Origin of the sequence: Pseudomonas quercus, assembly GCF_012033695.1 — a bacterium.
GTDB lineage: Bacteria > Pseudomonadota > Gammaproteobacteria > Pseudomonadales > Pseudomonadaceae > Aquipseudomonas > Aquipseudomonas quercus.
This window is the reverse complement of sequence record NZ_JAAVJI010000009.1, coordinates 117052-143691: the sequence shown is the minus strand read 5'-3', so window position 1 is coordinate 143691 and position 26640 is coordinate 117052. Positions and strand designations below refer to the sequence as shown.

The window sequence follows — 26640 nt, the reverse complement described above, 5'->3', positions numbered from 1 at the left end:
TTCCCGGCTGGTTTCACTGGAATGAGTAGACATGATCGATTGGGACAGCCTGCGTTTTTTCTCTGCGTTTGCCCGAGTAGGTTCGCTGGCAGCTGCGGCCCGATTGCTAGGCGTCGAGCATGCCACTGTGGCTCGCCGGATAGCGGCACTCGAGACTTCATTGAATATGAAACTTGTAGACCGCCGAGGCCATGCCTACCAGCTCACCGAAGACGGGGTAAGGGTGAGCGAGTACGCGACGCAGATGGAGTCTACTTCGTTTGCCTTGCAGCGCTTTGCAGAAGGGGAAGAAAGCCGCGTAGAAGGCGAGGTCATTTTGTCTGCCCCTCCTGCTTACCTAGGAACAGTGGTCGCAAAGCGGCTTGGAACATTGCGCAGTACCCATCCACGGTTGCGCTTGAGGCTGGTGGGGGCCAAGTCCACCGCTTCGCTTGCAAGAAAGGAAACCGACATTGCAATTGCTTTCAGCCGACCACAGGAACAGAACGTCATCGCTAAGAGCTTAGGTACCCTGGCTTTCTTTGCTCACGCCAGTCAGGACTATCTAGCTCGGCACACTTCCGACGCGTTTGAGTTCATCGGTTACGACCCAAGCATGGCCGAATCGGTCCAGCAGCAATGGCTCCTGGAGCGGCTAGATGACAGGCCCATCTCCGTTACCAGCAACGACTTGCGCATCCAGGCGCTAGCCGCCGCAGGGCATGCTGGGGTTGTCTTCCTACCTGGCTTTTTGGGAAGGGAATATGGATTGGTAAGAGTTGATATGAACGACACGCCGCTTGAGTTGCCCCTCTGGCTTGCGTTTCACGAAGATTTACGCGGCTCTCAAAAAATCCGCGTTGTGCTGGATTTTTTGATGGAAGGTTTAACGCAGGCACAAGGGCAGTGAATTTTTTAACATCTGGTATGCGCCATTCGCTAATGGGACACCGCGCAAGCTTCTCTTAGGCTATGCACATGTTGACTGCCCATAGCGAGCCCTTCCCAGATGACTAACACCCACCCCCGGCAGCGCCCTTTGGCTGTGTACCGAGCAGCATGGATCGTGACCGCGATTTTCATACTTTCCAACGCGGCGACACCGCTCTACAGCATCTGGCAGCAGTCGCTGGGCTTCAGTTCTGGCGTACTGACCGTGATTTTCGCCTGCTACATCATCGGTCTTCTTCTCACGCTCACCGTTGCTGGTCAGCTATCCGACCACTACGGGCGTAAGGCGTTGTTGCTGCCCTGCGTAGGTCTGGCCATCGCAGCGGCCATCTTGTTTGACCAGTCCTACAGCATCGGGAGTTTAATGCTTGCGCGATTTCTCACCGGCGTTTCGGTTGCGCTTGTGGTCTCCGCGGGCATGGCGAATGTGGTCGAACATGCGCCCGGGCACAATAAGCACTTTGCTTCGCTGATGGCATCAGTGGCAATGGCCGCCGGCGCAGGTACAGGTCCGCTGTTAGCCGGGGTGGTTGCCCAGTATTTACCCGACCCGATTCATACAGTTTTCAGAATCGAAATCGGGGTGTTGTGTGCGGCTCTCGTCGCGCTGTTGTTGCAAAAAAACCAGAAGCTTGGCGTTGGCCCTTTCAGGCTGCGGCTGCCCACTGTCGCCAAAGAACATCTTGGGATCGTGCTGATGGGAATCGCTTTCTTCGGACCCGGGCTGGCTTCGACCTCCTTCATCTTGTCACTAGGTCCTAAGCTGATCGCCACATTTCTAGGGGGCAACAGCCCACTGATTACTGGTTGCATGGCGTTTTCAATGTTCTTGGTGGCGGTGGCAGTCCAGTTCGGGGCAAGGCGATTTGGCACGGGCACATTGTTCGCCCTGAGTGGCAGTGCGACCATTTCATCCATGGTCATTGTTTGGATTGCTTTGCAGGCTGGCTCGGCGCCATGTCTGATTACCTCGGCTCTGCTTGCAGGCGCCGGCCAAGGCCTGGGCCAACTTGGAGGGCTGACCCTGATTGCCGATAACGTGCCTGATAACAAACGGGCCAAAGCTAACGCCGTCTTTAATATGGGTGGCTATGTGCCCGCTGGGGCAATCCCGGTTGTATCAGGCTACTTGATCGATCTCGGCGGTCTGGATCTAGGCATTGATGCGCTAGCTATGATTATCGCGGCTCTGGCCTCGTTGGCACTGAACCAGCGTTTTCGATACAGCCGAGGACACTCCGTGTCTGCATGAGGTGTATTGCCTCATTACGTGGCGACCTCAGGCTTCTTTGACGATGTACCTTAAAATAAGGGTGAGAACGGTCGCCAAACAAAGCATTGCTGCCATGCCGATAAGCCCTGCATTGAATGAGTGCGTGACGTCTTTGAGTACACCCACAGCATAAGGACCAACCAGACCGCCCAAGCTGCCGACCGCATTGATGAATGCAATGCCTCCGGCAGCCGCCTGCTTGCTCAGGAAGGTGGCGGGAATGCTGTAGAAACACGTACGAACCGAGCTTAGGCCGATCAGCGCAACCGTTAATCCGATCAGCGCGGGTATTAAATCGCTGTAGACAACGGAGCAAATGAAGCCAGCTGCGCCGGTCGCACAGGTGATCGCCAGGTGCAGGATATAGCGGCGTTTACGAGCGAGGATTTTCGCCCATAACAACATCGCTATGCTGGCAATCAGGTAGGGAATCGCGGACACCCAACCGATCTGTGTCGTAGTGAGCGAATGGGTTTTCAATATCTGCGGCAACCAGACGCCGATCCCCAATATGCCGATGATGTAGCTGAACAGGATTGCCGCCAGTAGCCACACCCGTACATCGCTGATGGACTGGCGAAAGCTGTGGGTACCTTTCGATTCGTGCTCCGCATCAATGGCAGACTGAAGCGCTTCCCGCTCACGAGCGGTTAGCCAATGCGCATCGGCGGGCTTGTCAGCAAGCATCTTCAAGCAGACAAGTCCGATTACGCACGCAGGCAACCCTTGGAGTACCAGCAGCCATTGCCAGCCTGTCACTCCCCAGATTCCATTCATTTCCAGCATGACTGCCGACAAAGGGCCACCAAGCACGGATGAGATAGGAATCGCAAACAGAAACCATGCCATAACGCGGGTACGGTACTGCTGGGGAAACCACAGAGACATAAAAAATATAACGCCCGGGAAGAAACCCGCTTCAGCAATCCCAGCAAACAAACGGATCACTGCGTAACTTGTAGGACCTTGGGCGAACGCCGTGGCTGCAGAACATAAGCCCCAGGTAATCATGATGCGCGCAAGCCAGCGTCGCGCACCGAACCGGTAAAGCGCCAAGTTGCTGGGGACTTCAAACAGGCAGTAACCGATGTAGAAGATACCGGCGGCAAAACCAAACTGAGAAGCGGTAAGCCCCAGATCTTCGTTCATGGTTAGCGAGGCAAAACCAACGTTTGTTCGGTCGAGATAATTGAAGAAGTAAGCGATGGCCAGAATAGGTACGAGTCTAATGGCGGCTTTTCGGCAAGCGCTTTTCTGCAGGGCTTCACGATCAAAAATTTCTGTCGTCGTTAGGTTCGTCATGGCTGTCCGATTATTTTTATGGCGGTTTTTCAGGAGAATATGGGAACAGGGTGCAGCGTCGCCAAGACCAAATTCCCATGGCTGTCCATAACATTGCGGCATAGGGCGACGAGCTTGAACAGTGGGGAAATAACGCGCTACCTATGCCTGATCAGCATGGATTACCATCAGAAATGGGTATTTGAAGTACAGGCGTGAGTATCGGAGGCTGATTGCTGATGGCTATTCAATCAACAACTATAAAAAGGCCCTGTATGCACGCCAAACACGTTCTGCCTTCGCTATTTCTTGCCGGCATCGCCGTCTTAAATAACCCCACGCTTGCCACTGAACCAGCTGTTCGCACCATCACGGCTGAGGCTGGTAATGTGCACATTGAGGCGCTTGATCAGGGCCAAGGGCTGTTGATCGTAATTCTGCCTTCGAAGGGGCGTGGAGCCCATGACTATGATGAAGTTGCACGTTACCTTGCCGACGATGGGTACCGCGTTATCCGTCCCGAGCCCAGAGGCGTCAATGGCAGTAAAGCGCCGATGGATACTCCTACCCTCCACGATTTCGCTGCCGACGTCGCGTTGGTAATGGACCACGAAAAAAGTGGACCGGCTATCATTGTGGGACACGCTTGGGGCAGCCAGCCAGCACGCGTTCTAGCTGTGGATAGGCCGGACCTTGTGAAAGGGATAGTGCTGGCGTCGGCGTCTATCGGGAAACTACCTCCTGGATCGTCTGAGAAGCCATACGGCCGCATGGTCGAGGCCATCAAGGGAGCTGGCAACTACTCGCTGCCTGAGGCCAAGCGCATTGAGTATCTGCAAGAGGCCTTTTTTGCTCCGGGCAATGATGTTCGGGCATGGCTACCTGGATGGTATGACGCTACCCACAAGGCTCAGGATCATGCGCGCGACACCACGCCTGTCGAAAGCTATTGGTCTGGCGGCAACGTTGTCCCCATCCTCGATCTGCAGGGTGAGAAGGACGCCGTTGTTTTACCTAACATTCTGAAGCCCATGTTGGGTGACAGAGTTGAGCACGTCGTTGTCAAAGGCGCTGGGCATGCCATGGCGCCAGAGCGGCCACGAGAAATGGCCGATGCAATCGCCTCCTTTGCTCACCGGGTGTATGGCCAAAAATAGGCTCCAGCTAGCCCCGCTCAGAGCCACTGCTTGAAGAGGCATTGAAAAGCGTTGCCTATTTACCTGCTTGATCGGGCCATGGAGGGTCAATGGCTCGTATCAGCAGGTAGCCCAACGGAGGTCTGCGATGCTTGCTAAGCAATTAACCAATCAAGATGTGAAGCCTGGGGCGCTACTTCTTGTTCTACTGGAGCCGCCCTCACCGCTGGAGGAGGAATTCAATGACTGGTACGACTATGAGCATTTTCCACAAAGACTAAGCACGCCTGGTTTTATTAGCGGCCAAAGATGGGTAGCCATACACGGTTGGCCACGGTACCTGGCGCGATACACGTTGGAAAATTACGCAATATTCAAGTCAGCCGAATACCGGGCAATCTCTGGAGCAAACAACAGCCCCTGGAGCAAACGTCTATTATCGAGGACGATTGGAAGGCAACGGCTTGCGGCTCAGGTGCTGTCACAGAAGGTTAGCAGCCGGACTCCGATCTCTCTGGGTCTAATCCTATGGCCACTGGACGATCCGGATCTGTCAGCAGAACTGGTATTCCAAGCCGGTCACGTTGTCAGCAACATGCCAGACGTCATCGAATACCAGTGGGCTCAGACCGAAGGGCTACTGGTTTGTATTCTTGGGTTCGATCATCTGAAGGCTCCAGCAGAGCTGGCGACCTTAGCCCGTCTTGCAGGCGTGGGTGCTAGCACATTGAATGTGTACGTCCGCTACACCAGGGGTTAATGCAAAGCAGCTCTAGACTATTCAGGCCCTGTGATCTTCTTTGCATCAGTGGACAAGGGTTTAAGCACTTATCCGACCTTGGAAGGCCAGCAGGCTGATAGACTCCAGCGAGCTATGTCGCCGCTGGCGGTCGTAGTCTATCTCGATATATTTGAACACGGCTTCACGTATCTGGGCACGACTGCTAAATCGCTCGCCATGGATGCATCCAATCTTCAAACAGTGCAAGGGCGGTCTCAGTCACCAAGTACAACACCCAAGGTAAGGTGCTGCATGACTACTCACTGCACCCACCTGACCATTGAGGCGCGCGTGACGCTGATGATCATGCGTATGCAAGGCTCCTCGCTTCGAGCCATCGCCCATCTTCTTGGGCGTCAACCCAGCACACTGAGCCGAGAGGTTCGGCGCCAAATGCGACCTGAACGCTATGACGACAGCGCTGCCGGTGCTTGAGCGCGGACGCTCAGGAGCGCGATGTAAACGATGTTGTCGAAGCTCAGGCTCTGCCAGTGTTTGGCGCGCAGCCAGGCAACCATTTCATTCCAGGCCAGCCTGTGGTGATTTGCGGGTACCTGATGGACTGAACCAGCGCTCAAGGTCGGCCAAGCGCGGCCGATAGCAGGAGACGACCCTTTGTCGTCTCCTTCGGACCCCCGCCATGCTAAAAACAATTCAGGCGCGCTATACCGCTACGTTCATTGGCTCCATCACACTGATCGCTGCGCTTACGGCCATTGGCATCAACCTGTTCGTGACCCCCAGCCTGACCGCTAACGACGAGCGACACCTGACCAACGCGGCTGCGCAGATTGGCGGCGTGATAAAAGCCGAATTGGGGCGCGTGCAAGCCCAGCAGCGGGTAATCACTGAAACCGTGCCGCAGCTTGAAAGCGACGACATCGACCGCCTGCTGCCCTCGATGGTAAACCAGTACGGCGAGCTGAAAGTATTCGGTGGCGGGGTGTGGCCCCTACCCAACCAGCGCACCCCTGGGCGCGCCAAGCACAGCACCTTCTACCACCGCGATGCCAGCGGCAAGTTGATCGTAAACACCCATTGGAACTCACCCGAATCCCAGAATTACTTCGAGCAGTCCTGGTACTTGGGCGGGCTCAAGGCACCGGCTGGCCAGTGCAACTGGGCCACGGCCTACCGCGATGATGCCAGCCCGGAGCCGCGCACCAACTGCGCCATGGCCATCAGCAAGAACGGCGCCGCTTACGGCGTGGCCACCATCGACGTCACGCTGGGCTTTTTCAACGATCTGGTCGCCAGCAAAGAAGCCGAGACCCATGCCCTGCTGATGATTGTAGAGAAAAGCGGGACGGTACTGAGCAACCAGCCGGAAATCCCTGGCAACAACGTGCTCAAGAACCTGTCGGACCTGGCAGGCCAGTACCCCTTTGCTGCGGCCCTTCAAGGCCTGCTTAAAACCGGTGCCAGCAGCGCCCACTACAGTGGCAGTGACGGCCAGGATTACACCCTGTTCCTGGAGCCGATCGAGGGTACGCCCTGGCTGATGGCCGTCGCTCAGCAAACCCAGATGCTGACCGCCCAAAGCAGCAAGGTGCTCAGTACCCTGGCAGCCATTCAGTTGCCCATGGTTGCACTGCTGCTGTTGCTGATGTACCTGGGGCTGCGCCAAGTGATGAAGCGGCTGTCTGTACTGCGGGCCAACATCGACACCCTGTCGGCTGGGGAGGCCGACCTTACGCGCCGCATCGTGATTCGGGCTGACGATGAAGTGGGCGCGGTGGGCAAGTCAGTCAACCGCTTTATTACCTACCTGCAATCCATGGTTGCGGAAGTGTCAGACGTTTCCCAAGTGATCGCCCAAGGTGTGGAACAACTGAAACAACAGGCCAAAGGCACCAACCTGATTCTGGTGCGCCATGCCAATGAGACCGACCAGGCTGTCACCGCGATCACCGAGATGAGTTCCACCGCAGATGACGTGGCCCGCAATGCAGCACAAACCGCCAGCATGACCCGCACGGCCAATGACAACGCGCGCCAGTCCAAGGTGGTGGTTGATGATGCGTCTTCGAGTGTGCAGGCACTGATCGGCGAGGTCGATGCGGCCACTGATAAAGTGCGCGCCATGGAACAGGACGCGCAGCGGATCAACGCGGTACTGGGTGTGATTGGCGAAATTGCCGGGCAAACTAACTTGCTGGCCCTCAACGCCGCCATCGAAGCGGCTCGGGCCGGTGAGCAAGGCCGCGGGTTTGCGGTGGTGGCCGACGAAGTGCGCGCCCTGGCAGGCCGTACCCAAGCCAGCACGTCGGAAATCAACGACATGCTGACCCGGCTTCAGCAGGGGGTAAGCGCTGCGGTAGTCGCCATGGAAAACACCAAGCACAGTTGCCAGGCCACGGTCGATAAGACGGCGCGGGTGAACGAAGGCCTGGATGACATGGCCGACTCGGTGGTCAGCATCAACGACCTCAGCACTCAGATCGCCACGGCGGCCGAACAGCAAAGCGCCGTGAGTGAGGAAATCAACCGCAACATTGTGGCAGTGAAGCACATCGTGGAAGAGCTGGTGGCCGAAGGTGAGCAAAGCGAACGCAGCACGGCCGCCCTGGCAGCGTCCAACGATAAGTTGATTGCCGTGGTTCGCCGCTTCAAACTCAAGTGACCTGTACCCGGCGCGCAGGGCTAAGGCCCTCGCGCCTGGGCGTTGCGCCGTGGCCACTGGAACCCCGCTATGAAAAAAGATCAGCTACCGGTCAAGGCTTGCGCCGTGTGCGGGCTGCCCTTCACCTGGCGCAAGAAATGGGCACGGTGCTGGGAGGAGGTGCGCTACTGCTCGGAGCGTTGCAGGCGACACCGGTAACGCGCTCCTCACGCGCTGGATCGCAGCCTAGGCCATGCGCCCACTGATTAAAAAACGACCGGCGGTTTTCGCTTCCAGGTTCGGAACGTGAACGTTTCATGGATAATGGCGGTCTGACATCACGCTCTTATACTCTGGCCCACGAGGCCCCTATGATCGACTTCCATCGCCCCCAACCCTACCGCCTTGTCCGGCTGGTGCTTTTGACCCTGCTGACCATGTGCAGCCTGGCCATCCTCTGGGAATTCAAGCTTGAAAACTGGGTCATGGAAGGCCTTGGCCTTCCCTATGACAACGATTTTGAAAGCACGGAACGCTGGCGCTTTGTACTGACCTCCACCGGGTTTTCCCTGCTGTCACTGATTATGCCCACCTTGGTGCTCAAACGGCTGATCAGCAACATGCGCTTCAGTTACCGGCACATGCTGCAGGTGCAAGGCCAGACCGAAACCCTGGCCCGGTACGACTCCCTCACAGGCCTGATCAACCGGCGTGTGTTCATGGACCAGTTGCAAAGCTACCTCACCCAAGGCCAGCCCGTCGCAGTGATGCTGATCGACCTTGACCGTTTCAAAGCCATCAATGACAGCCATGGCCATTCCACAGGTGACAGTGTGTTGGTTGAGGTGGCGAACAGGCTGAACCAGCTGATGGCCGAACACGACGGTGTTGCGGCGCGCCTGGGCGGTGACGAGTTTTGCCTGTTGATTCGAGGCCGCTCGGAAAAGGCGCAACTCAGCGCCATCGCCCAGGCTGTGATTGCCCGGTTAAGTGCGCCCATCCTGCACAACGTTGAAAACGCCTACTTGGGGGCCACGGTGGGCATCTCCCGCTCATGGTCAGACGCCAGTGATGCTTCGACGCTGCTGCACTATGCGGATACGGCCATGTACAAGGGCAAAAACAGCGGGCGGTCGACCTGGGATTTCTATGACACCGCTTATGAGCGTCAGCGCCAGGCTGAATTCGAACACGACAATGCGCTGCGCAAGGCAGTGGAGCAGGAAGCCATCGTGCCGTTCTTCCAGCCCATCGTGTCGCTGCCGTCCCAGGCGGTTGTAGGGTTTGAGATCCTGGCGCGCTGGGCCAAGCCAGATGGCAGCATCGGGATGCCGATGGACTTTATCCCCTCGCTGGAGCGTATGGGCCTGATTCCGGCCATGACGCGGTCTCTGGTGAGACAGGCCTGCGCAGCCTCTCGCACCTGGGACGACCATTTGCACCTGTCCCTGAACGTGAGTGCTGCGATGATTACCGACGAGCTGTTCCCGGACAGGCTGCTGGAGCAACTGCGCCAGGAAGGTTTCCCCTTCGAGCGTTTCGAAGTGGAGATCACCGAGGAAGCGCTGGTAGGCAACCTGGTGGCCGCGCAACGTAACCTGAGCAGGCTGCATGACCATGGCGTCACCGTCGCACTGGACGATTTCGGCACTGGGTACTCGGGGTTGTATCACCTCACCCGGTTGTCTATCGACAAGATCAAGATCGACAGGTCCTTCTTCGAGACAGGGCACACCGATCACCTGCCCATGGTGGAGGCCATCCTAGGCATGGCACGCAGCTTGAAAATGAAAGTGACTGCCGAGGGCATCGAAGCCGAACATTTGCCGCACCTGCCGTCCTGGCTAGCCAGCAATGGCTGCCACTTCGCCCAAGGCTACCATTACGGCCGGCCTCAGGCGGGCCAGGCCACGGCTACGGCCTTTGCGTTTACCGGTAACGTAAACACCCGCCGGGCAAGGGACCCGGCCTGACAGGTCGGGCCGCGTAGGTCGGGCCGCCCGGTTAGGGACGTCCGGTTCGGACCGCGCAGGCTGGGGCACGCAGCCTAGGGCAGTTACGCCGAGCGCCCTGGCTGCACGATAACGTTAGCGACTTTGTCCAGCCCGATCACTGTACGGGCGCCGCCCAGGCGTATCGCCTCCTTGGGCATACCAAACACGACGCAGCTGGCTTCATCCTGAGCATAGGTATCGGCACCGGCCTCAAGCATTTCCCGTAGGCCCCGGGCCCCGTCGTCCCCCATGCCGGTCATGATCACACCGGTAGCGTTGGCACCGGCGAAGCGCGCCACGGAGCGGAACAATACATCCACCGACGGCTTGTGACGGTTCACATGGGGTCCATCAGTGACCTGCACGTGGTATTGAGCGCCACTGCGCTTGAGCAGCATGTGCTTGCCACCCGGCGCTATCAGCACGCGGCCCGGCAACACGCGGTCATTGTCCTGCGCCTCCAGCACTTCCACCTGGCAAACGCTGTTCAGGCGCTGAGCGAAGGCAGCGGTGAATTTTTCCGGCATGTGCTGCACCACCAGGATGGCCGGGCACACGCGAGGCAAGGCACTCAATACCCGCTCCAGCGCTTGGGTGCCGCCTGTGGAGGTACCCAGTGCAATCACCCGTTCCGTGGTGCGTGCCATGGCCTGGCTACCCACCAGGGGCAGGATGGCATCGGCACTGTGCTTCTGGGCCACCGTGGGCAGGGCGGGGCGAGCCCGTAGGGCGTTCAGGTTGGCCTTGGCGGCACCCCGTACCGCCGCCGTCAGCTCGCTGGCCGACTGGTGAAGGAATTCTTTCAAGCCCATCTTGGGTTTGGCGATGATGTCTGCCGCGCCCGCTGCCAGTGCCTGGAGGGCCGTCTGGCTGCCGTTTTCCGCCAGGGTGGAACAGATCACCACCGGGGTAGGGCGCTCGGCCATGAGCTTGCGCAGAAACGTCACGCCGTCCATACGAGGCATTTCTACGTCCAGCACGATCACATCCGGCCACTGCTTGGCCATTTTCTCCATGGCGAACAAAGGGTCGGCAGCCACGCCGATCACCTTGAGGTCCGGGCTCTGCTCCAGAATGGCCTGCAGTACCTGGCGCACCACGGCCGAGTCGTCAATGATCATTACCTTGATGGGCATAATAAGCGGCTCATGGTTTCTGGTAGAGGGAGGGAGAGATCAGGTTCAGCGCGTCGGTTACGCCGTTCAGGCTTTCCGAGTGGCTGACAATGAAATAGCCTCCACTGCGCAGGAGCGGTACCAGCCGCGCAATCACACGCGCCTTGGTGGGCGCATCGAAATAGATAAGCACGTTGCGCAAGAAAATCACGTCGAACTCGCCCAGCCGTGGTAGCTGGTCGTTGAGGTTGACCTGCAGGAACTGAACCCGGTCCCGTAGTGCCTTGTTCACCAGCAACGTGCCCTCCTGGCGGCCAATGCCTTTGAGGCAATACCGGCTCAGGTGCTCCGGTGCCAGGTTACGCGCGCGCTCCAAGGGGTAATGCCCCCGTGCGGCTTTTTCCAGCACGCGGGTACTGATGTCCGACCCCATCACCTCCCAAGGCTTTTCGCCCAGGCAGTCGGCCAGCAACATGGCCAGGCTGTAGGGCTCCTCACCCGATGAACAGGCCGCGCTCCATACCCGGAACGTGCGCCCTGGGCGGTGCAGTACCGGCACCTGTTGGCGCAACCATTCAAAATGCTTGGGCTCGCGGAAAAAGTAGGTTTCGTTGGTGGTCAGCAGGTCCAGTGCCACTTGCGCTTCGGTGGCCCCTTGCGGGCTGGTGATGATCGCAAAGTAAGCCGCGTAGTCCTCCAGCCCATGGTGACGAAGGCGGGTGGCCAGGCGCCCGGCCACTAGCGCTTTCTTGCTGGCCGCCATATGGATGCCCGCGCGCTGGTAAAGCCAGCGCTGGAACTGGTTGAAGTCCCTGTCACTGATCCCGCTCTCGCTCACGCTGCCGCCTCGCCTGCCAGGTGCGACAGGGCTGCCAGGTCATGAAGGGCCAACACGCGGTTGGCATTGAGCACAATCACGAACCGGGCATCCAGGCGAGCCATGCCCGCAATGAAGTCGGCCCGAATCCGTGCACCGAAGGCGGGCGCAGGCTCCATATGTTCAGCGGCGATGTCCAGGACGGCGCACACGGCGTCCACCAGCAGGCCGAACACCTGCCGTTCACCTTCGTGCCCTTCGATTTCCAGAATCACCACGCAACTGCGACGCCCCAGTTCTGCCGGAGGCTGACCGAAGCGAGCAGCCAGGTCGATAACCGGCACTACGGCGCCGCGCAGGTTGATCACGCCGCGCACGTAGGTTGGCATCATCGGCACAACGGTCATCTGGCTCAGCTCGATGATTTCCTTGATGCCTTCAATGGCCAACGCGTACGTGTCGTTGGCAACTGAAAAGGTCAGGTACTGCGCGTCCACCAGTGGTTTCAGGTGTTGATGTGGCATGGCATGGCCCTCTCAAAAACGAGTGAACTCGGCTTCGTTGAACGCCGCAGCCGGCTCGCTGCGCCAGGCAGTACGGGCGGGGCTAGCGGCTGCCGAGCGTGCCGGGCTGCGATGGGACGCCGGAGGTACACCCCGCGATCCATCATTTTCAACCTTGAAGAAACTCATGGCCTGTTGCAATTGCTCAGCCTGGCTGCTCATTTCCTCGGCCGTTGCGGCCAGTTCTTCACTGCTGGACGCGTTCTGCTGAGTGACCTGGTTCAACTGCACCATGGCCAGGTTGATCTGGGAGACACCGGCCGACTGTTCTTCGGAGGCGGCGCTGATTTCCTGTACCAGGTCGCTGGTCTTGCCAATGGACGGCACGATTTCGGTCAACAGCGAACCGGCGCGTTCGGCCAGGCTGACGCTGCTGATGGACAACTCGCCGATCTCCTGGGCTGCAACCTGGCTACGCTCGGCCAGCTTGCGCACTTCGGCGGCTACCACCGCAAAGCCTTTACCGTGTTCCCCAGCGCGTGCCGCTTCGATGGCAGCATTGAGCGCCAGCAGGTTGGTCTGGTAGGCGATGTCGTCGATGATGCCGATGCGCTGGGCAATCTTTTTCATGGCATCCACGGTGGCCTGAACCGACTGGCCGCCTTCTACCGCTTCACGCGCCGCCTTGCTGGCCATGCCATCGGTGACCTTGGCGTTTTCAGTGTTCTGGTTGATGCTGGCGGTCATTTCTTCCACCGAGGCACTGGTCTGCTCCACGCTGGCGGCCTGTTCGCTCGTGGCCTGGCTCATGGACTGTGCGGTGGCACTCACCTCTTCAGAGGCGCTGGCCAGGTTGTCGGCGGCATGGCGGACTTCGCTGATGATGCGGCCCAGCTGGCCAGCCATGTTTTGCATGGCCTGCAGCAGGCGACCGGTTTCGTCGTTCCCCTTGGCCTGTACCTTCACGCTCAGGTCACCCTCGGCCAGGCGAGTAGCAACGTCCATGGCATGGCGCAATGGGCGAGAAATGATGCGCGAGATGAACCAGGTAAGGAACAGGCCGATCAGGATCGAGCCTGCCAGTACCCCGGCGATGGTCAGGCGTGCGTGGTCATAGGTGGTCGCTGCCTCATCGTTGAAGCTTTGGGCATTGGCATCGTTGAGGGCTACGAGCTTGTTGAGGGTGGCGGCGGCCGTCTCGAACACGGGCTTGGAATCAACTGCCAGCATGGTCTTGGCTGCCTGCTTGTCGCCTTGCGTAGACAGGTTCAAGACTTTTTCGCTGATGCCTAGGTACTGGCGGTATTCGCGAACGAACTCGTCGTACAGCATCTGTTCTTCAGGGCTGGAGATCAGCGGTTTGTACTTTTCCAGGTTGGCGTCCACTTCAGCACGGGACTGCTGGGCGTTGCGCAGCATCTCGTCCGTTTCTGCTGGGGTATCTGCCAGGATGTGGCGCGCCTCACGGGTACGGTACTGGCTCAAGTTGTAGCGCATGCTGGCGGCCGTACGGATGGACGGGATAGCGTCTTCACCCATCTTCACGGTGGCGCTGTTTACGGCAGCCAGTTGAAGAATGGCGAACACGCCCAGTATCACCGACAGCGACAGCACCACCAGAAAGGAAATAAGCAGTTTGGTGGAGATTTTCAGATTATAGAACCAGTTCATGACTACACCTCGGGACGGACCTTATACAGCCTGGGAAGGGGAAGAAATTACGATCGAGGCGGCTTCGCGCTCGGTCAGGTGCTTGAGCAGGGCCGGCACGTCGAGGATCAGGGCGACCACGCCGCTGCCGAGCACGCTGGAACCACTGATGCCTCGAACGCCGCCAAATAGCGCGCCGAGGGGTTTGATAACGGTTTGGTATTCACCCATGAGGTGGTCCACCACCAGGCCCGCCTTGAGCCCGTGGGCATGAATCACCACAATGTTTTCGCGCCGCGGTGCAGCGCCTTGCAGTTCAAAGTGATCGCGAAGGAACACCAGTGGCAGCACCTCACCGCGAAGGTCCACATGGCCACGGGCGCGCAGGGCGTCGCGCTCTCCAGGCACCAGCTCCATGCATTCGCGCACCATGCCCAACGGAATCACATAACTGCTGTGAGCCGCTTCCACCAGCAAGCCATCGATCATGGCCAGGGTGAGGGGCAGGCGAATGCGCACGGTGGTGCCTTCGCCCGGTGGGCTGAACAGTTCGATGCTGCCGCGTAGCCCACTGATGTTGCGCTTGACCACATCCATGCCCACGCCACGGCCTGACAGGTTGGTCACCGCCGCTGCTGTGGAAAAGCCAGGTTCGAAAATGACGGCCAGCAGTTCACGGTCGGTGGGCTCAGCGTTACCCAACAGCCCACGCTCCCGGGCTTTGGCCAGGATGCGTTCGCGGTTGAGCCCGGCACCATCGTCGCTCAGCTCTACCACGATATTGCCGGCATCATGGAAGGCCTTGAGGTGCAAGCGCCCACGTGCGGGTTTGCCCGCGGCCAGGCGTACGTCGGGCGCTTCGATGCCATGGTCCATGGCATTGCGCAGCAAGTGCATCAACGGGTCGCCCAATTGGTCTACCAGCGCCTTGTCCAGTTCGGTTTCACCGCCGCTGACCACCAGTTCGATGTCCTTGCCCAGCCCTTGGCTGGCATCGCGTACCGTACGATGGAAGCGGTTGAAGGTTTCACCGATGGGCACCATGCGCATGGCCAAGGCACCTTCGAGCACTTGCTCCACCAAAGCGTTGACCGAGGCAGTAGCTTCGAGAATGGCCTCGTCACCCCGTGCAGCAGCCAGCCGCTCAGCCAACAGCCGTGCGCCAGCGCCAGCGGTGATCAGTTCGCCCGCCAGGTTGATCAGGGCTTCAAGCTTGTCCGCACGTACTCGCACCCAGGCCTGACGGTTGTCCTGGCCTGGGCGGCTTTCAGCAGGCGGCGGCGCAGCTGGCGTTAACGGGCTAGCAGGTTCTACCAAGGCGTGGGCAGGCGCCTCAGCGGGTGCGTCGGCGTGCACCTCTTCGATGGTCAGCTCGCACTCGCCTTCCACAAAGGCGAAGGCTTCTGACAGGGTAGCCACCTCGCAGTCTGCGATCAGGTGGAGTTCGAAGCCCAGGTAGCAGGTTTCCGGGTCGAAGGCTTCGGCCAACGCCTGCGTGTGCAGTACGAATGACTCGCGCTGGCCCAGGGTATCCAGGTAGCGCAGGAAGGAGAGGGGGTCCATGCCATGGCGGAAGGTGTCCTCACCAAAGCGCACGTCGATGCGCCAATGGCGGGCGGTACCCTGGGTTACGTTCGCTGTAGCGACTGTTACAACAGCGGGCGCCTGACCACCGCTGGCCGCCAGGCGCTCCCGCAACGGTTGCTCGACAGCCAACAGCGCAGCATCGGGTTCCCGGCGTTCCACGGCTACACATTGCAGCAGAGCGCTGAGGTGGTCGTTGCACCCTAGCAGCAGGGCAATACGGTCGCCATCGATGTGGAGGCTGCCGCCCCGCAGGCGGTCCAGCAGGTCTTCCACCACATGGGCAAAACTGACCAGCGCGTCCAGGCCGAACAGCCCTGCTGAACCTTTGATGGTGTGCGCCGCGCGGAACACGGCATCCAGGCCTGCCCGGTCGCCGGGCTCGCTCTCCAGGCGCAGCAGGGCCTGCTCCATGTCCTGGAGCAGCTCGCGGGCTTCGGCGATAAAGGTCTGCAAGGCTGCATCAAGGTTCATGGGGCGGCAGGCTCCGGTGTGTTGGAAAAAGTCAGGCAGCAGGGGCCAGGTCAGTACCTGGGACCAACTTGAGCACGTCCAGCACCGCATCGCTGGCACCGGCAAGGGTCAGCGCGTGGCCCGTGGTGCCCAGGTGCCGCTGGAGGAACAACAGCCATTGCAGGCCTGCGCCGTCCATTTCAGGCACTTGGCTCAGGTCCAGCTGCCAAGGGCAGGGCTGGGCCAGCCAGGCTTGGGCAGCGGCGTGCAGTTCGCCAACCTGGTAGATGGTCAGCTCAGTCTCCAGGGCCACGTTCAGGGCCTCGCCCACCTGCTGCGCGCGGATCATGGCGCAATCAGCTTGGCGACAGCTGCCAGCATCTGCGCAGGCTGGAAGGGTTTGACGACCCAGGCGCGAGCACCTGCCGCCTGGCCTTCCTGTTTACGGCTTTCCTGGGATTCGGTGGTCAGCATGATCACCGGGGTAAACTTGTAGGCGGGCAGCTTCTTCAGTTCCTTGACGAAGGTGATGCCGTCCATGTTGGGCATGTTCACGTCGCTGATCACCAGGTGAATCTTCTGGCCTTTGAGCTTGCTCAGCGCATCTTTCCCGTCGCAGGCTTCCAGCACGTCATAGCCCTGGCCCTTAAGGGTGATACCCACCACTTGACGAATGCTTGCCGAGTCATCCACTACCAAAATGGACTTGGCCATATAACCTCCTGAACGCTTGAAATTAAAAACAGGTTGCCCAGGGCACTGCCCTAGAAAAAGGTGATCGAGTTGTCTGCAGGCTTGGCGCGTGCATGGCCATGGTGGTTGGCGCGCTGTTCCTGCATGGCGTATGTGCGTTCGGTTTCAGCCAGCCAGGCGTCCACATCCAGCTGGAAGGGCGTGTGAGTGACGCTGCAGCGCTCGAACTGCTGGTGCAGCCCAGCCATGCGTTCGTGTACCTGGGCCAGCATCTGGCTGACGCGATCCTGGAACTGCAGGTCCACCAGCACTTGGGAAAGCTCTTGGCTGATCCCAGCGCTTTCGTGTTGCAGCAGGGCCGAAGCTTCCTGCAACTGGCCAGTGATGCCTTCAAAACGACCCAGCACGCCCTGGATGGTGTGCTCGGCATGGGTAACGCTGTCGTTACCCTTGTCGTTGCTTTCACCGGCTACGTCTACCAAATGGGCAATGGCGCCATTGATTACGTCGACCTTGGCGGACATCTTCTGGCCGGTTTCGCTGGACTGGCTCGACAGTGAGCGCACGGCGTCGGCCACTACAGCAAAACCTCGACCTGCTTCCCCAGCACGGGCCGCCTCGATGGCAGCATTGAGGGCCAGCAGGTTGGTTTGCTGGGCAATGGCGGCCACTTCAGCTGCCATCTGGCGCAGCTCACCGGTGTAATCGGTCAGGTGCCGTACGGCCTGCAGCATTTCAAGACGGCTTTGCTGGCTGGTGCGCAGCGTATCCACCACCTCGTTCAAGGCCACCTGGCTTTCCCCTAACCCTTCTCCTACACCGCCTTGGCCCATGTCGCCGGCGGCTTGGCGGGAGGCGTCCACGGTGTGGTCCAGGCGGCTGGCGATATCCACGAAGCGTGACGTCAACGCACTGATGGCGCTTTCGGTCTGTTCACGGGAGGTGCTGATCTGGCGCATCCACACCGGAAAGGCGGCCTGGCACAGGCGATCACTGTCAGACGGCTGTACTGGCGTGGCAACAGGCTCGTGATCAGCCTGCAAGGCGCTGGCTTTTGAAGCCGACGCCTGCAGCCTGGCACTGAGCACACCCGCAGCGAGGGCGGGCAGGGCAATGCTCAGCCCCATCAGCCACGCATTCATGGCAGGTTCGGCGGCGAACACGGCAATGGAAACCAAGGCGCCCGCCGCACTGAGCAGCACAGGTGCATAGCGGGTGGCAGAGCGCGTGTCGAGGGCGGGGGATGTCATGGATAACCCTTAGGCTACAGCCCCACTCTGGGGCAGGTATGAGGGTTATCCCCTATGGCCTCCATAACATTAATCAATGAAGCTACCGCTGGTCGGATAATAGGATCCAGGTGTACGAAGGCTCTACAACCGGGTTGCCGACGTAAAACCCACCGAACCGGTGCGGGGCGGCGCCAGCGCCAGCGCTGCCGGGCGCCCTCAAGGGATAAACCGAACGGTACGAGTTAAAGGTCTTTGTACAATTTTTTACAGCGACAGACATACTTGATGGCGCTTAGGTATTACGCCGGAATGCTTACTTCGAACACTACATCCTCACCACGCTGGCGGGCGGAAATGGCACCGCCGTGGGCGCGGGCGATGGCATCAGAGATGTACAGGCCCAGGCCCAGCCCGTCCCGGTTGCTGCGCTGGCTGGTTGTCCCTTTGAACGGCGTGAACAGGTTGCTCAAGCGGTCGCTACTCATGGGCGCTGCCGGGTTGGTCACATCCATGACCAGCCCCTCGGCACACCCTTTCAGGCTTATACGCGCACGGTTGCCGATGCCATGCTGGCTGGCATTGGAAATCAGGTTGATTACCACCTGGGCGAGGCGATCAGGGTCTACATTGGCACTGAGCCCTGGTTCGATGGCCCATTCCAGCTGCATGCCGGGATACGCCAGTTCTGCTTCGTTGGCCAGGGCTTCGAACAGGGTGGAGATGTCCGTAGGCACACGATCCAGCGCCATGCCAAGGCCGGCCTGCAACCGGCTGAGTTCCATCACATGCCCCACCAGCCTGCTCATGCGCCCTGAAGACGTAGCGATACTCTGGCGCAACTTGGCCGTACGTTGCTCGCTATCAGACAGCATGGACGCGGCCATGGTGATGGATTGCAAGGGTGTGCGCAGGTCATGGCCCAGCGCCGCGATCAGCATCTGGCGCATGCTATTGGTATTGCTGACCCGGTTGTGCACCAGCTTTACCAACGCCTGGCGCAGGTATTCAGCGACGGTGCGGTCAATACGGGACCAAGGGGTGCTTTGCCCACGCACCACCTCTTCCCAGGCTTCGAACGAGCCCCGGGGCGTGAGCCTGGCCCCCATAGGGCCGGTGTCTATGATCTTTTCTGGCTTGCCACCCCAACGCACGTTCTCTACCTGTTCGGAACGGAACCACATGATCCAGCCGTTTTCGCGGTGGTCGAAGCGAACGGCCAGCACGCCGCACAAGCCATCCAAGGGCGTGGGGTCTGGCCATCGGTCCATGGCATACAGGTCACGATCACTGAGCATCGCCAAATGGGTGTACATCTGAAGGGCTGCTGCGTCGGCAAGGCCGTTCAACGTCTGCACCCGGCCCTTAAGGCACACCGCAACGTCTACACACGTCATCAACTGGTTCAGCCCTGTGCCTTCCTGGCACAGAGCGGCAATCAGGTCATCGGCGTCATGCAGCCCTTCCTCAAGCGCATGGACCCGGGCCTGGGCCAAGTTGATCGCTTCACCCTCCTGAATCTGCTCGATACGCTCCACCAAGGCCGAGCAGATTTGCGACACCATTTGAAACGATAGCCGTACTGAATACGCCAGGGTTTTCGTGGAGTCATGGTGGCAGGAGAACAAGCCCCAGAGCTTGCCGCCCACGACGATGGACACACTCATGGAGGCGTGCACCCCCATGTTGCTCAGGTATTCGCAGTGAATGGGTGAAACGCTGCGCAGCTCGCAATGGCTAAGGTCGAAGGGCTGCCCGGTGGCCGGGTTGAACGCGGGCACCAATGGCGATGGGCTATAGGCCACATCGGCAATCAACCGGGTAGGGTTCTGGATATATAAACGCCGGGCCTGGGCAGGAATGTCCGACGCGGGGTAGCGCTGGCCCAGGTACGACACCAGGTCTGGCCGGTGAGCCTCGGCCACTACCTCGCCTGAATCGTCCTGGCGAAAACGGTAGGCCATTACCCTGTCGTAGCCGGTCAAGTCCCGAATGCGTGAGGTAAGCCGGGTAAGCAATGCCTCGGTATCCCTGGCGTGGCGAATCTGCGTAATGATGCGCTGCGCATCCCCTGCCAAGTGATAGAACGCGTTCTGGGGGAGCGGCTGGGGCTCGAATTCCAGGTACACCACATCGTGGTGCCGGTGCGCTATCACATCGAAACCTACCTGGTCTTCGCCATAGCGGCTGCTGTCGGTCCAGCCATCGAACGCCGCCAGGCCTGCCTCCACCAGTACACCCAGGGGTTCCTGCAAGGGTGCAGGTAGAAAAGCGCCAGGCTCTGCATCGAAGCCCAAGTGCAACAGCAGGTTCTGGCTGCGCGTCAGTACGCGCCCATCCAGGCCAAGCGCAATCAGCGCCCCATGGGGCTGAATGGAACCGGGTGTATGAATAGGCTCGCTTTCACAGTTTTGTAATGTGATCTGACCGGGCAAAGCTTGAGGCATGGCGGGCCTGTATCGCAGGTAAGAGGCGTTATCTTACGACAAGCAAGCACGGCAAGGGTGCCCCGATGGCGACCTTCTATCAGTAGGGAGCTATCGGCGACGCCACCCGTTGCCCGTACGTGAGGTACGGGCCAGGGGCGAAGAGGGCAGGGGTATTACTGAGCGACCACGGTACCAGGGTAAGGGACCACCTCAGCGGTGATCTGGACATTGGCGTCATGGGCACGAACGGCCAGCTTGGCATTGCTGTCGCCGTATTGCACAGGTTGCCAGATACGCCAGGCCTGGCCCGCTTCTAGGTCGGGCACTTCCACGGTTTCCCGTGCGACCACTTTGTCTTTTTTGCTGACTTCTATATCCAGGTAGCCACCACTGACCGCGTGATCGGTAGTGTTTACGACAGTACCTACGATGCTTGTGATATGACCGGCATCCACCAGTTGCACATTGCGCACCTTCAGATCAGTTGCCCAAGCGGATGAGGCGACGATACTGGACAGTACGATAGCTAATACTTGACGTTTCACGCCTGACGCTCCCTTTGGGCACCGAGATGGTGGCCTAATGATAACTAACTGGAGCAGCAGGAAAACCGTTTTCTGACGGTTTGTGAAAATTTTGTTGAAAGCGCCAGAAACCCGTCAAAACGGTAGGCAATAAACGCGGCGGCGCAATGGCGGGTGGGGCAGAACAGCGAGGGAGGAAAAGCTGTGCGCGGTTTGGCACGCACAGCTAGCAGGCTGGAAGCCCTTATTAAAAATGCTTTGCAGCACCCTGGGTGCCGGGGTACTCGATTTCCTGAACGATCTTGTTCTTGATGTCCAGCCGCTTCTTTTTCAGGCCGCTGACGGTCTCGTCATCCGCAGCCGCCTTCTCCGCGTCTACCACCTGCCGGTCGATGTCTTCATATTTAGTAACCAGGCTTTGCAGCAGGGTGCTGGTTTGTTGCAGCGCGGCAACCTCCTCCTTGGTTCGGCCAAGGTCGGCGTAAAGATTGTGCGTAACTGGCATGTTTCACCTCAGGGTCAGTGGGTTAACAGCACATGGCTGCGGGTGCAGGGGTTGGACCCCCCGGAGCTGTTAATTCGTTCCCTGCCCAGGCTACACCATGACCGCTGGTAGGTTCAGGGTGCACCTGGCGGCAGCGAACCGCAGGTATAGCAGCGTCATGCCTGCATAAAAATGAATGTTTCCTATAATTTTTGTCAGTGTTTTGTTAAATAAAAACCGTTACCCGGTATCACCATATTTTTCACGAAATATTGATTGAGCGGTACTTAGAGTCCGCCCAGCTCGGCTGGCGAGCGCCTGTTATCAAAGTGAAAAATATGTCGATGATAAAGCCGCTTCGGCCCGAAGTGCTGACCCTTGCGGCCAGTGTCTGCTTGCTGGCGTTGTTCAACTTTCCACTGTGGCGCCATGTGGCAGTGGTCACGCAACACAACAACCTGACCCTGGCCCTCGCGTTTGCCGCCCTGCTAGTGTTTGCCTTCAACCTGGTGCTGGCCTTGGTGGCCGGGCGCTGGACCCTCAAGCCGTTGTTAATGCTGCTGTTTCCGGTCAGCGCAGGTGCCGCGTGGTTCATGAGCCAGTACGGCATTGTGATCGATGCCGCCATGTTCCGGAATATCGCTGAAACAGACAGTGCCGAAGTACGCGATCTCCTTTCTTTAAAGTTCGTCATCTATATGTTCTTGTGCGGGGTGGTTCCCGCTCTAGCGATCTGGCGCTTGCCTGTAAGTTACCGCAAAGGTATGCCTGCAATCGTATCTAAACTTCTGGCAGTAACTGCAAGCGCGGCACTTATGGCGGCCATTGCGCTGAGTAACTATCAAGGGCTGTCTTCACTGTTTCGAAACCATCACGAACTTCGCCTGCTAGTGGTGCCCAGCAACCTTGTGGGTGCTGGGATGGCGTACCTGAACGAGCAGGTAGCCTCTGCCCGCCAACCGTTTGTGCACATTGGCACCGATGCCCACAAAAGCGCCGCCTGGGCCGGCCATGCACGCCCCTCTATTACCGTGCTGGTGATTGGTGAAAGCGCTCGGGCTGATAATTTCGGCATCCTAGGGTATGGCCGTGACACGACCCCGGCCCTGGCTGCCGAAGACGGCGTGCTGGCCTTCAGGAATGTGCATTCGTGTGGTACGGAAACAGCCGTGTCGGTGCCTTGCATGTTCTCTGGCATGGGGCGCCAGGCCTACGATGCCGTGCGAGCACAGAACCAGGAGGGTGTACTGGATGTGTTGCAGCGGGCAGGCTTGAAGGTGCTATGGCTGGACAACCAGTCTGGCTGCAAAGGCACCTGCACCCGTGTGGCGTACCAGAACCTTACTCAAAGCAAAGACCCGCGTTACTGCGATAGCGAATGCCATGACGACATCTTGCTCAAGGACGTGCCTGCCTTGTTGGCCAACCTGACTCAGGACACGGTGCTGGTATTGCACCAGATGGGCAGCCATGGCCCGGATTATTACAAGCGCTACCCAGCCGGCTTCGAGCACTTTACCCCTGTGTGTACCAGCAATGCCTTGGACACCTGTGCGCGGGACAGCATCGTCAATGCCTACGACAACAGCATCCGTTATACCGACCATGTGCTGAGCACCTTGATCGATACCCTGCGCAGTCGGCAAGACCACGTTGACAGCGCCTTGCTGTACCTGTCCGACCATGGCGAGTCCTTGGGGGAGTACAACCTCTACCTGCACGGCACGCCCTACATGCTGGCGCCGGACCAGCAAAAACACGTGCCTTTGATGGCGTGGTTTTCTTCGGGGTACCGCCGTACGTTCCAGGTCGATACCCAATGCCTTGAGCACCACCAGAGCGACCCTTTGAGCCAGGACAATCTCTTCTCGTCGTTGCTGGGCCTGTTGCAGATCGATACGTCAGTCTACGCCCCAAGGCTGGACCTGTTTGCCGGTTGCCGAAGCTGACCTGTAACGATCCCGGCGCGCGGCGTTATACTGCCCGCATTGTTCGAGGAGAGGCTTGTGGCCATAGCGATAAAGTGGGTCTGTGACAACGAGGCGCTGGCGCAGCAGTGTGCTGCCTGGCGAGCACTGCCTTTCATCGCACTGGATACCGAATTCGTGCGGGTAGACACGTTCTATCCACGGGTGGGCCTGTTGCAGATCAGCGACGGGCACACTGCCTTCCTGATCGACCCGCTCAGTATCTCCGAGTGGGCGCCGCTGGCCGAGCTGCTGGCTGCCCCGGCTGTGGTCAAGGTGTTGCATGCGTGCAGCGAGGACCTGGAAGTACTGGCCCGGTTGACCGGCCAGCTACCCACACCTCTGTTCGATACCCAGTTGGCGGCTGCCTACCTGGGGCTTGGCTTCTCTATGGGTTATTCACGGCTGGTGCACGACGTACTGGGTATCGAGTTGCCCAAAGGCGAAACACGCTCGGACTGGTTGCAAAGGCCTCTATCGGAACTGCAGGTGAGTTACGCGGCCGAAGACGCCCTGCACTTGGCAGAGGTGTACCAGGCACTACGCCCCCGCCTGAGCGATGAGCGATTTGCCTGGGTGCTCGAAGACGGCCACGAACTGGTGGCTCAGTGGGGCCGGGAGGTTGACCCGCGCGAGCTGTACCGGGATGCCCGCCTGGGCTGGAAGCTCAACCCCCGGCAACTGGCAGTGCTGCGTGAGCTGTATGCCTGGCGCGAAGAACAGGCCCACCTGCGTGATGTGCCGCGCAACCGGGTGATCAAGGAGCAGACCCTATGGCCCTTGGCACGTTTCCAGCCCAACAACCTGACGGCGCTGGCCAAGGTTGAGGAGATGCACCCGCGCACCATTCGCCAGGATGGCGAGACCTTGCTGGAGCTCATTCGCCGGGGTGCGCTCACGGCCGAGGAAGACCTGCCTGCACGGCTACCAGACCCGCTGCCGATGGAAGCCTCTGGCCTGGTCAAGCAATTGCGTGCCGTGGGGCAGGCCGAGGCCGAGCGCCTGGGCATCGCCCCGGAGCTGGTGCTGCGCAAGAAGGTCATCGAAGCGCTGTTGCGCAGCGGCTTCCCCCATGGCCCTTACACCCTACCTGACAACCTGCGTGGCTGGCGGCGCGAACACCTGGGTCAGGCCCTGCTGGATAGCCTGGCCAGTGCCGGAGAAGAACACCCTTGAAACGTATTTGCTCGATCTACCGCAGCCCGAAAAAAAACGAAATGTACCTCTATGTGCTCAAGAGCGATGCCTTGGCGCGCGTACCTGAAGGCCTGTTGGCCGGGTTCGGCAAGCCTGTGCATGCGTTCGACCTGGTGTTGACGCCCGAGCGCGCTTTGGCACGAGAGGACATCACCAAGGTGCTGGCCAACCTGGACGCGCAGGGGTACCACCTGCAGATGCCACCGCCGGAGGAGGAATACATCGAGCACCTCCCTGAAGAACTGTTGCGGCGAAACGATCCGGTCTGACGCTCCCACCCTGTTTCCAAGGTTTACCCATGCGCGTGCTTATCGCGGAGCAGGCTTTTGCCGCCTACACCGCTCTTTTAGAAACAAAGGCCCCTGGCCTGAACGTGTTTACCAGCGATGATTCAGCAGAACTGTCCCGCATGGCCTCGGACTGCCCAGTCTGGCTAGGCCAGCCTGACCTGCTGGCCAGCCTGTTGCGCCAGGGGCACCGGCCTCAATGGGTACAGTCCACGTGGGCAGGCATAACGCCCCTGTTGGCGCTGGGCCTGCCTCGCGATTATCGCCTCACCCGAGCCGTGGGCATCTTTGGCCAGGTGATGGCTGAATACGTGCTCACATACGTTCTTGGCCACGAGCGCAAGGTCATGACCCGCGTGGTCAGCCAGGTGGAGCGCCAGTGGGACAGCCGGCCGGCTGCCAGCGTGGCCGGGCGCAAGGCCTTGATCGTCGGGGTGGGTGACATTGGTCGCAGTGTGGCCCACTGCCTGTCGGTGTTGGGTATCGAGGTGTACGGCATCGCAACCGCGCCGCGGGACCTGCCTCCCTTCAAGGAGGTGGCCGCACTTGACGCATTGCCACGGCTGGTAGGGGAGGTGGATTATGTGATCAACCTGCTGCCAGACACCTGGCCCACCCGGGACCTGTTCGATGCCAAGGTGTTTGCCGCTTTCAAGCCTGAGGGGTTGTTCATCAACATCGGGCGGGGTTCGTCGGTGGTGGATGCCGACCTGGTTCAGGCCCTGCGCGAGGGCCACCTGGCCGGTGCCGTGATCGACGTGTGTCGGCAAGAGCCGCTCCCGCGACAGCATCCCTTCTGGACGGCCTGGGGCTTGCTGCTAACCGGGCACACGGCAGGGCCGACGTCGCCCCCGTTGATGGCTGACCTGTTTCTCGAAAACCTGACGGCCTTCGAGGCAGGGCAGGCCATGCGCGGTGTGGTGGACTTCGACCGAGGCTACTGAAGGTAATCAGTCAAAGGCGAAATCGCCGCCTTTGGCCAGTTCGCTGACAGGCCGACGTGGGCTTGGCACTTCGCGGCCTTGCAGGTACTCCGGCAGGCTGCTCTTGTCACCCAGCTTGCCCACGGCTACCGCTGCGTGCAGGTCGTACCCTTCAGGCACTTTCAGCTCTGCGCGGGTCTTGGCCTGGTCGAAGCCGGCCATGCCGTGGGTGTAATAGCCGCTCAGGCTTGCCTGCAAGGCGAAGTAGGCCCAGGCGGAGCCGGTGTCGAAGGTGTGCCACAGTGCCGGGCCTTCTTCAGTGGCCCCCGGCGCCGTAAAGGTGGTTTTCGACGCAATGATCACCAAGGCCGAGGCGTGCTGTGCCCAGTTGCGGTTGAACTCGTTGAGCAGCCCCAGGTAGCGTTCCCAGTCCGGTGTGTCCCGGCGCGCATACAGGAACCGCCACGGTTGCGAGTTATAGGCCGAGGGTGCCCAGCGTGCCGCTTCAAAAAAGCTCAGCAGTGTGTCTTCGGCAATGGGCTCCGGGTTGAAAGCACGTGGGGACCAGCGGTCCAGAAATTGCGGGTCGATAGCATGGTCGGCAACGCGTGGGGTATCGGGCATGGCTGATCTTCCTGAGAGAGAAGACAGCAACCTACTCAAGCCGACCCCAGCTGGCAAGCAATGGCTACCAGTAGTCGTAATCGCTTCCCCCGGCCGCTACACATCACTAGACTTGCGCCGCTTCCGCCGATGCACCTGTCGGCGCGCTTTCGTCTCAGGAACGC

The 26640-nt window shown here is 59.7% G+C and carries 24 protein-coding genes and 4 pseudogenes; 13 read left to right on the top strand and 15 right to left on the bottom strand.

Annotation, left to right across the window (positions count from 1 at the left end):
• Window positions 1-31: 31 nt before the first annotated feature.
• Both HBH25_RS15525 and HBH25_RS15520 read left to right on the top strand, forming a co-directional pair.
• Window positions 32-889, top strand: coding sequence for a LysR family transcriptional regulator (locus HBH25_RS15525; protein ID WP_168084843.1), 858 nt, complete (start codon window positions 32-34; stop codon window positions 887-889).
• A 156-nt stretch (window positions 890-1045) separates the two neighbouring features.
• Window positions 1046-2182, top strand: coding sequence for an MFS transporter (locus tag HBH25_RS15520; protein ID WP_324616900.1), 1137 nt, complete (start codon window positions 1046-1048; stop codon window positions 2180-2182).
• Window positions 2183-2209: 27 nt separating this feature from the next.
• On the opposite strand, the gene HBH25_RS15515 is transcribed toward HBH25_RS15520, so the two are convergent.
• Window positions 2210-3505 (bottom strand): MFS transporter, encoded by a 1296-nt coding sequence (locus HBH25_RS15515; protein ID WP_168084841.1) that lies wholly within the window; start codon window positions 3503-3505, stop codon window positions 2210-2212.
• Window positions 3506-3723: 218 nt separating this feature from the next.
• Between HBH25_RS15515 and HBH25_RS15510 the strand changes: the two genes are divergently transcribed.
• Window positions 3724-4641: an alpha/beta fold hydrolase gene (locus tag HBH25_RS15510; protein WP_229631931.1), complete on the top strand. Its 918-nt coding sequence runs from the start codon at window positions 3724-3726 to the stop codon at window positions 4639-4641.
• Window positions 4642-4768: 127 nt separating this feature from the next.
• Complete coding sequence (locus HBH25_RS15505; protein WP_168084840.1) at window positions 4769-5380, top strand: DUF4286 family protein; 612 nt, start codon at window positions 4769-4771, stop codon at window positions 5378-5380.
• A 60-nt stretch (window positions 5381-5440) separates the two neighbouring features.
• Here the strand turns inward: HBH25_RS15505 and HBH25_RS15500 are convergent.
• Window positions 5441-5605 (bottom strand): annotated as a pseudogene (locus HBH25_RS15500) (IS3 family transposase); the annotation flags it as partial.
• A gap of 48 nt (window positions 5606-5653) precedes the next feature.
• Between HBH25_RS15500 and HBH25_RS15495 the strand changes: the two are divergent.
• Window positions 5654-5833, top strand: a pseudogene (locus HBH25_RS15495) (helix-turn-helix domain-containing protein); the annotation flags it as partial.
• A gap of 14 nt (window positions 5834-5847) precedes the next feature.
• On the opposite strand, the pseudogene HBH25_RS23385 reads toward HBH25_RS15495, so the two are convergent.
• Window positions 5848-5952 (bottom strand): annotated as a pseudogene (locus tag HBH25_RS23385) (sulfate transporter CysZ); the annotation flags it as partial.
• A gap of 89 nt (window positions 5953-6041) precedes the next feature.
• Between HBH25_RS23385 and HBH25_RS23795 the strand changes: the two are divergent.
• From HBH25_RS23795 to HBH25_RS15480, 4 genes and pseudogenes are all read left to right on the top strand, one after another.
• Window positions 6042-7163, top strand: a pseudogene (locus HBH25_RS23795) (cache domain-containing protein); the annotation flags it as partial.
• Window positions 7164-7178: 15 nt separating this feature from the next.
• The gene (locus tag HBH25_RS23790) at window positions 7179-8024 is read left to right on the top strand and encodes a methyl-accepting chemotaxis protein (protein ID WP_420708495.1); all 846 of its coding nucleotides are present in this window, start codon (window positions 7179-7181) and stop codon (window positions 8022-8024) included.
• Between the two features lie 69 nt (window positions 8025-8093).
• Window positions 8094-8222 carry a DUF2256 domain-containing protein gene (locus tag HBH25_RS15485; RefSeq protein ID WP_168084837.1) on the top strand — a complete coding sequence of 43 codons (129 nt, stop codon included), beginning with the start codon at window positions 8094-8096 and terminating at the stop codon, window positions 8220-8222.
• Between the two features lie 152 nt (window positions 8223-8374).
• Window positions 8375-9976, top strand: coding sequence for a putative bifunctional diguanylate cyclase/phosphodiesterase (locus HBH25_RS15480; protein ID WP_168084836.1), 1602 nt, complete (start codon window positions 8375-8377; stop codon window positions 9974-9976).
• An 83-nt stretch (window positions 9977-10059) separates the two neighbouring features.
• Here the strand turns inward: HBH25_RS15480 and HBH25_RS15475 are convergent, their stop codons facing one another.
• The 11 genes from HBH25_RS15475 to HBH25_RS15425 all read right to left on the bottom strand — a co-directional run bounded on the left by HBH25_RS15475 (window position 10060) and on the right by HBH25_RS15425 (window position 21499).
• A complete protein-coding gene (locus HBH25_RS15475; protein WP_178088993.1) occupies window positions 10060-11133 on the bottom strand; it encodes a protein-glutamate methylesterase/protein-glutamine glutaminase in 1074 nt (357 codons plus the stop codon).
• A 10-nt stretch (window positions 11134-11143) separates the two neighbouring features.
• Window positions 11144-11950 (bottom strand): CheR family methyltransferase, encoded by an 807-nt coding sequence (locus HBH25_RS15470; protein ID WP_168084835.1) that lies wholly within the window; start codon window positions 11948-11950, stop codon window positions 11144-11146.
• Window positions 11947-12453 carry a chemotaxis protein CheW gene (locus HBH25_RS15465; RefSeq protein WP_168084834.1) on the bottom strand — a complete coding sequence of 169 codons (507 nt, stop codon included), beginning with the start codon at window positions 12451-12453 and terminating at the stop codon, window positions 11947-11949. The genes HBH25_RS15470 and HBH25_RS15465 overlap by 4 nt, the downstream gene beginning before the upstream one ends.
• 12 nt (window positions 12454-12465) lie before the next feature.
• Entirely contained in the window at window positions 12466-14103 is a 1638-nt protein-coding gene (locus tag HBH25_RS15460; RefSeq protein WP_168084833.1) for a methyl-accepting chemotaxis protein, read from the bottom strand.
• A 21-nt stretch (window positions 14104-14124) separates the two neighbouring features.
• A complete protein-coding gene (locus tag HBH25_RS15455) occupies window positions 14125-16140 on the bottom strand; it encodes a chemotaxis protein CheA (protein ID WP_168084832.1) in 2016 nt (671 codons plus the stop codon).
• Between the two features lie 31 nt (window positions 16141-16171).
• Complete coding sequence (locus HBH25_RS15450; RefSeq protein ID WP_168084831.1) at window positions 16172-16468, bottom strand: STAS domain-containing protein; 297 nt, start codon at window positions 16466-16468, stop codon at window positions 16172-16174.
• Complete coding sequence (locus HBH25_RS15445) at window positions 16465-16833, bottom strand: response regulator (protein ID WP_168084830.1); 369 nt, start codon at window positions 16831-16833, stop codon at window positions 16465-16467. The genes HBH25_RS15450 and HBH25_RS15445 overlap by 4 nt, the downstream gene beginning before the upstream one ends.
• Window positions 16834-16883: 50 nt before the next feature.
• Window positions 16884-17546, bottom strand: a complete 663-nt coding sequence (locus HBH25_RS23785) for a methyl-accepting chemotaxis protein (protein WP_420708494.1) — start codon at window positions 17544-17546, stop codon at window positions 16884-16886.
• A 797-nt stretch (window positions 17547-18343) separates the two neighbouring features.
• Complete coding sequence (locus tag HBH25_RS15435) at window positions 18344-20488, bottom strand: ATP-binding protein (protein WP_168084829.1); 2145 nt, start codon at window positions 20486-20488, stop codon at window positions 18344-18346.
• A 155-nt stretch (window positions 20489-20643) separates the two neighbouring features.
• Window positions 20644-21015, bottom strand: coding sequence for an FxLYD domain-containing protein (locus tag HBH25_RS23380; RefSeq protein ID WP_168084828.1), 372 nt, complete (start codon window positions 21013-21015; stop codon window positions 20644-20646).
• A gap of 226 nt (window positions 21016-21241) precedes the next feature.
• Window positions 21242-21499: an HP1242/YdcH family protein gene (locus tag HBH25_RS15425; RefSeq protein WP_168084827.1), complete on the bottom strand. Its 258-nt coding sequence runs from the start codon at window positions 21497-21499 to the stop codon at window positions 21242-21244.
• Window positions 21500-21816: 317 nt separating this feature from the next.
• Between HBH25_RS15425 and HBH25_RS15420 the strand changes: the two genes are divergently transcribed.
• From HBH25_RS15420 to HBH25_RS15405, 4 genes are read left to right on the top strand one after another with little or no spacing between them, the layout of a single operon-like run.
• The gene (locus HBH25_RS15420; RefSeq protein WP_168084826.1) at window positions 21817-23427 is read left to right on the top strand and encodes a phosphoethanolamine transferase; all 1611 of its coding nucleotides are present in this window, start codon (window positions 21817-21819) and stop codon (window positions 23425-23427) included.
• Window positions 23428-23484: 57 nt separating this feature from the next.
• On the top strand, window positions 23485-24621 hold the full coding sequence (gene rnd, locus HBH25_RS15415; protein ID WP_168084825.1) for a ribonuclease D: 1137 nt from the start codon (window positions 23485-23487) through the stop codon (window positions 24619-24621).
• Window positions 24618-24911, top strand: a complete 294-nt coding sequence (locus HBH25_RS15410; RefSeq protein WP_168084824.1) for a YcgL domain-containing protein — start codon at window positions 24618-24620, stop codon at window positions 24909-24911. Before rnd ends, HBH25_RS15410 begins: the two co-directional genes overlap by 4 nt.
• Before the next feature lie 29 nt (window positions 24912-24940).
• Window positions 24941-25873, top strand: coding sequence for a D-2-hydroxyacid dehydrogenase (locus HBH25_RS15405; RefSeq protein WP_168084823.1), 933 nt, complete (start codon window positions 24941-24943; stop codon window positions 25871-25873).
• A gap of 6 nt (window positions 25874-25879) precedes the next feature.
• Here the strand turns inward: HBH25_RS15405 and HBH25_RS15400 are convergent, their stop codons facing one another.
• On the bottom strand, window positions 25880-26476 hold the full coding sequence (locus tag HBH25_RS15400; RefSeq protein WP_168084822.1) for a nitroreductase family protein: 597 nt from the start codon (window positions 26474-26476) through the stop codon (window positions 25880-25882).
• Window positions 26477-26640 lie beyond the last annotated feature (164 nt).

Bases quoted from the DNA above. Each gene is read 5' to 3' on its own strand.
- HBH25_RS15525 (WP_168084843.1), top strand. From the start codon at position 32: ATGATCGATTGGGACAGCCTGCGTTTTTTCTCTGCGTTTGCCCGAGTA.
- HBH25_RS15515 (WP_168084841.1), bottom strand. From the start codon at position 3,505: ATGACGAACCTAACGACGACAGAAATTTTTGATCGTGAAGCCCTGCAG.
- HBH25_RS15510 (WP_229631931.1), top strand. From the start codon at position 3,724: ATGGCTATTCAATCAACAACTATAAAAAGGCCCTGTATGCACGCCAAA.
- HBH25_RS15505 (WP_168084840.1), top strand. From the start codon at position 4,769: ATGCTTGCTAAGCAATTAACCAATCAAGATGTGAAGCCTGGGGCGCTA.
- HBH25_RS23790 (WP_420708495.1), top strand. From the start codon at position 7,179: ATGGTTGCGGAAGTGTCAGACGTTTCCCAAGTGATCGCCCAAGGTGTG.
- HBH25_RS15485 (WP_168084837.1), top strand. From the start codon at position 8,094: ATGAAAAAAGATCAGCTACCGGTCAAGGCTTGCGCCGTGTGCGGGCTG.
- HBH25_RS15480 (WP_168084836.1), top strand. From the start codon at position 8,375: ATGATCGACTTCCATCGCCCCCAACCCTACCGCCTTGTCCGGCTGGTG.
- HBH25_RS15475 (WP_178088993.1), bottom strand. From the start codon at position 11,133: ATGCCCATCAAGGTAATGATCATTGACGACTCGGCCGTGGTGCGCCAG.
- HBH25_RS15465 (WP_168084834.1), bottom strand. From the start codon at position 12,453: ATGCCACATCAACACCTGAAACCACTGGTGGACGCGCAGTACCTGACC.
- HBH25_RS15460 (WP_168084833.1), bottom strand. From the start codon at position 14,103: ATGAACTGGTTCTATAATCTGAAAATCTCCACCAAACTGCTTATTTCC.
- HBH25_RS15455 (WP_168084832.1), bottom strand. From the start codon at position 16,140: ATGAACCTTGATGCAGCCTTGCAGACCTTTATCGCCGAAGCCCGCGAG.
- HBH25_RS15450 (WP_168084831.1), bottom strand. From the start codon at position 16,468: ATGATCCGCGCGCAGCAGGTGGGCGAGGCCCTGAACGTGGCCCTGGAG.
- HBH25_RS15445 (WP_168084830.1), bottom strand. From the start codon at position 16,833: ATGGCCAAGTCCATTTTGGTAGTGGATGACTCGGCAAGCATTCGTCAA.
- HBH25_RS23785 (WP_420708494.1), bottom strand. From the start codon at position 17,546: ATGCTGCAGGCCGTACGGCACCTGACCGATTACACCGGTGAGCTGCGC.
- HBH25_RS15435 (WP_168084829.1), bottom strand. From the start codon at position 20,488: ATGCCTCAAGCTTTGCCCGGTCAGATCACATTACAAAACTGTGAAAGC.
- HBH25_RS15425 (WP_168084827.1), bottom strand. From the start codon at position 21,499: ATGCCAGTTACGCACAATCTTTACGCCGACCTTGGCCGAACCAAGGAG.
- HBH25_RS15420 (WP_168084826.1), top strand. From the start codon at position 21,817: ATGTCGATGATAAAGCCGCTTCGGCCCGAAGTGCTGACCCTTGCGGCC.
- HBH25_RS15405 (WP_168084823.1), top strand. From the start codon at position 24,941: ATGCGCGTGCTTATCGCGGAGCAGGCTTTTGCCGCCTACACCGCTCTT.
- HBH25_RS15400 (WP_168084822.1), bottom strand. From the start codon at position 26,476: ATGCCCGATACCCCACGCGTTGCCGACCATGCTATCGACCCGCAATTT.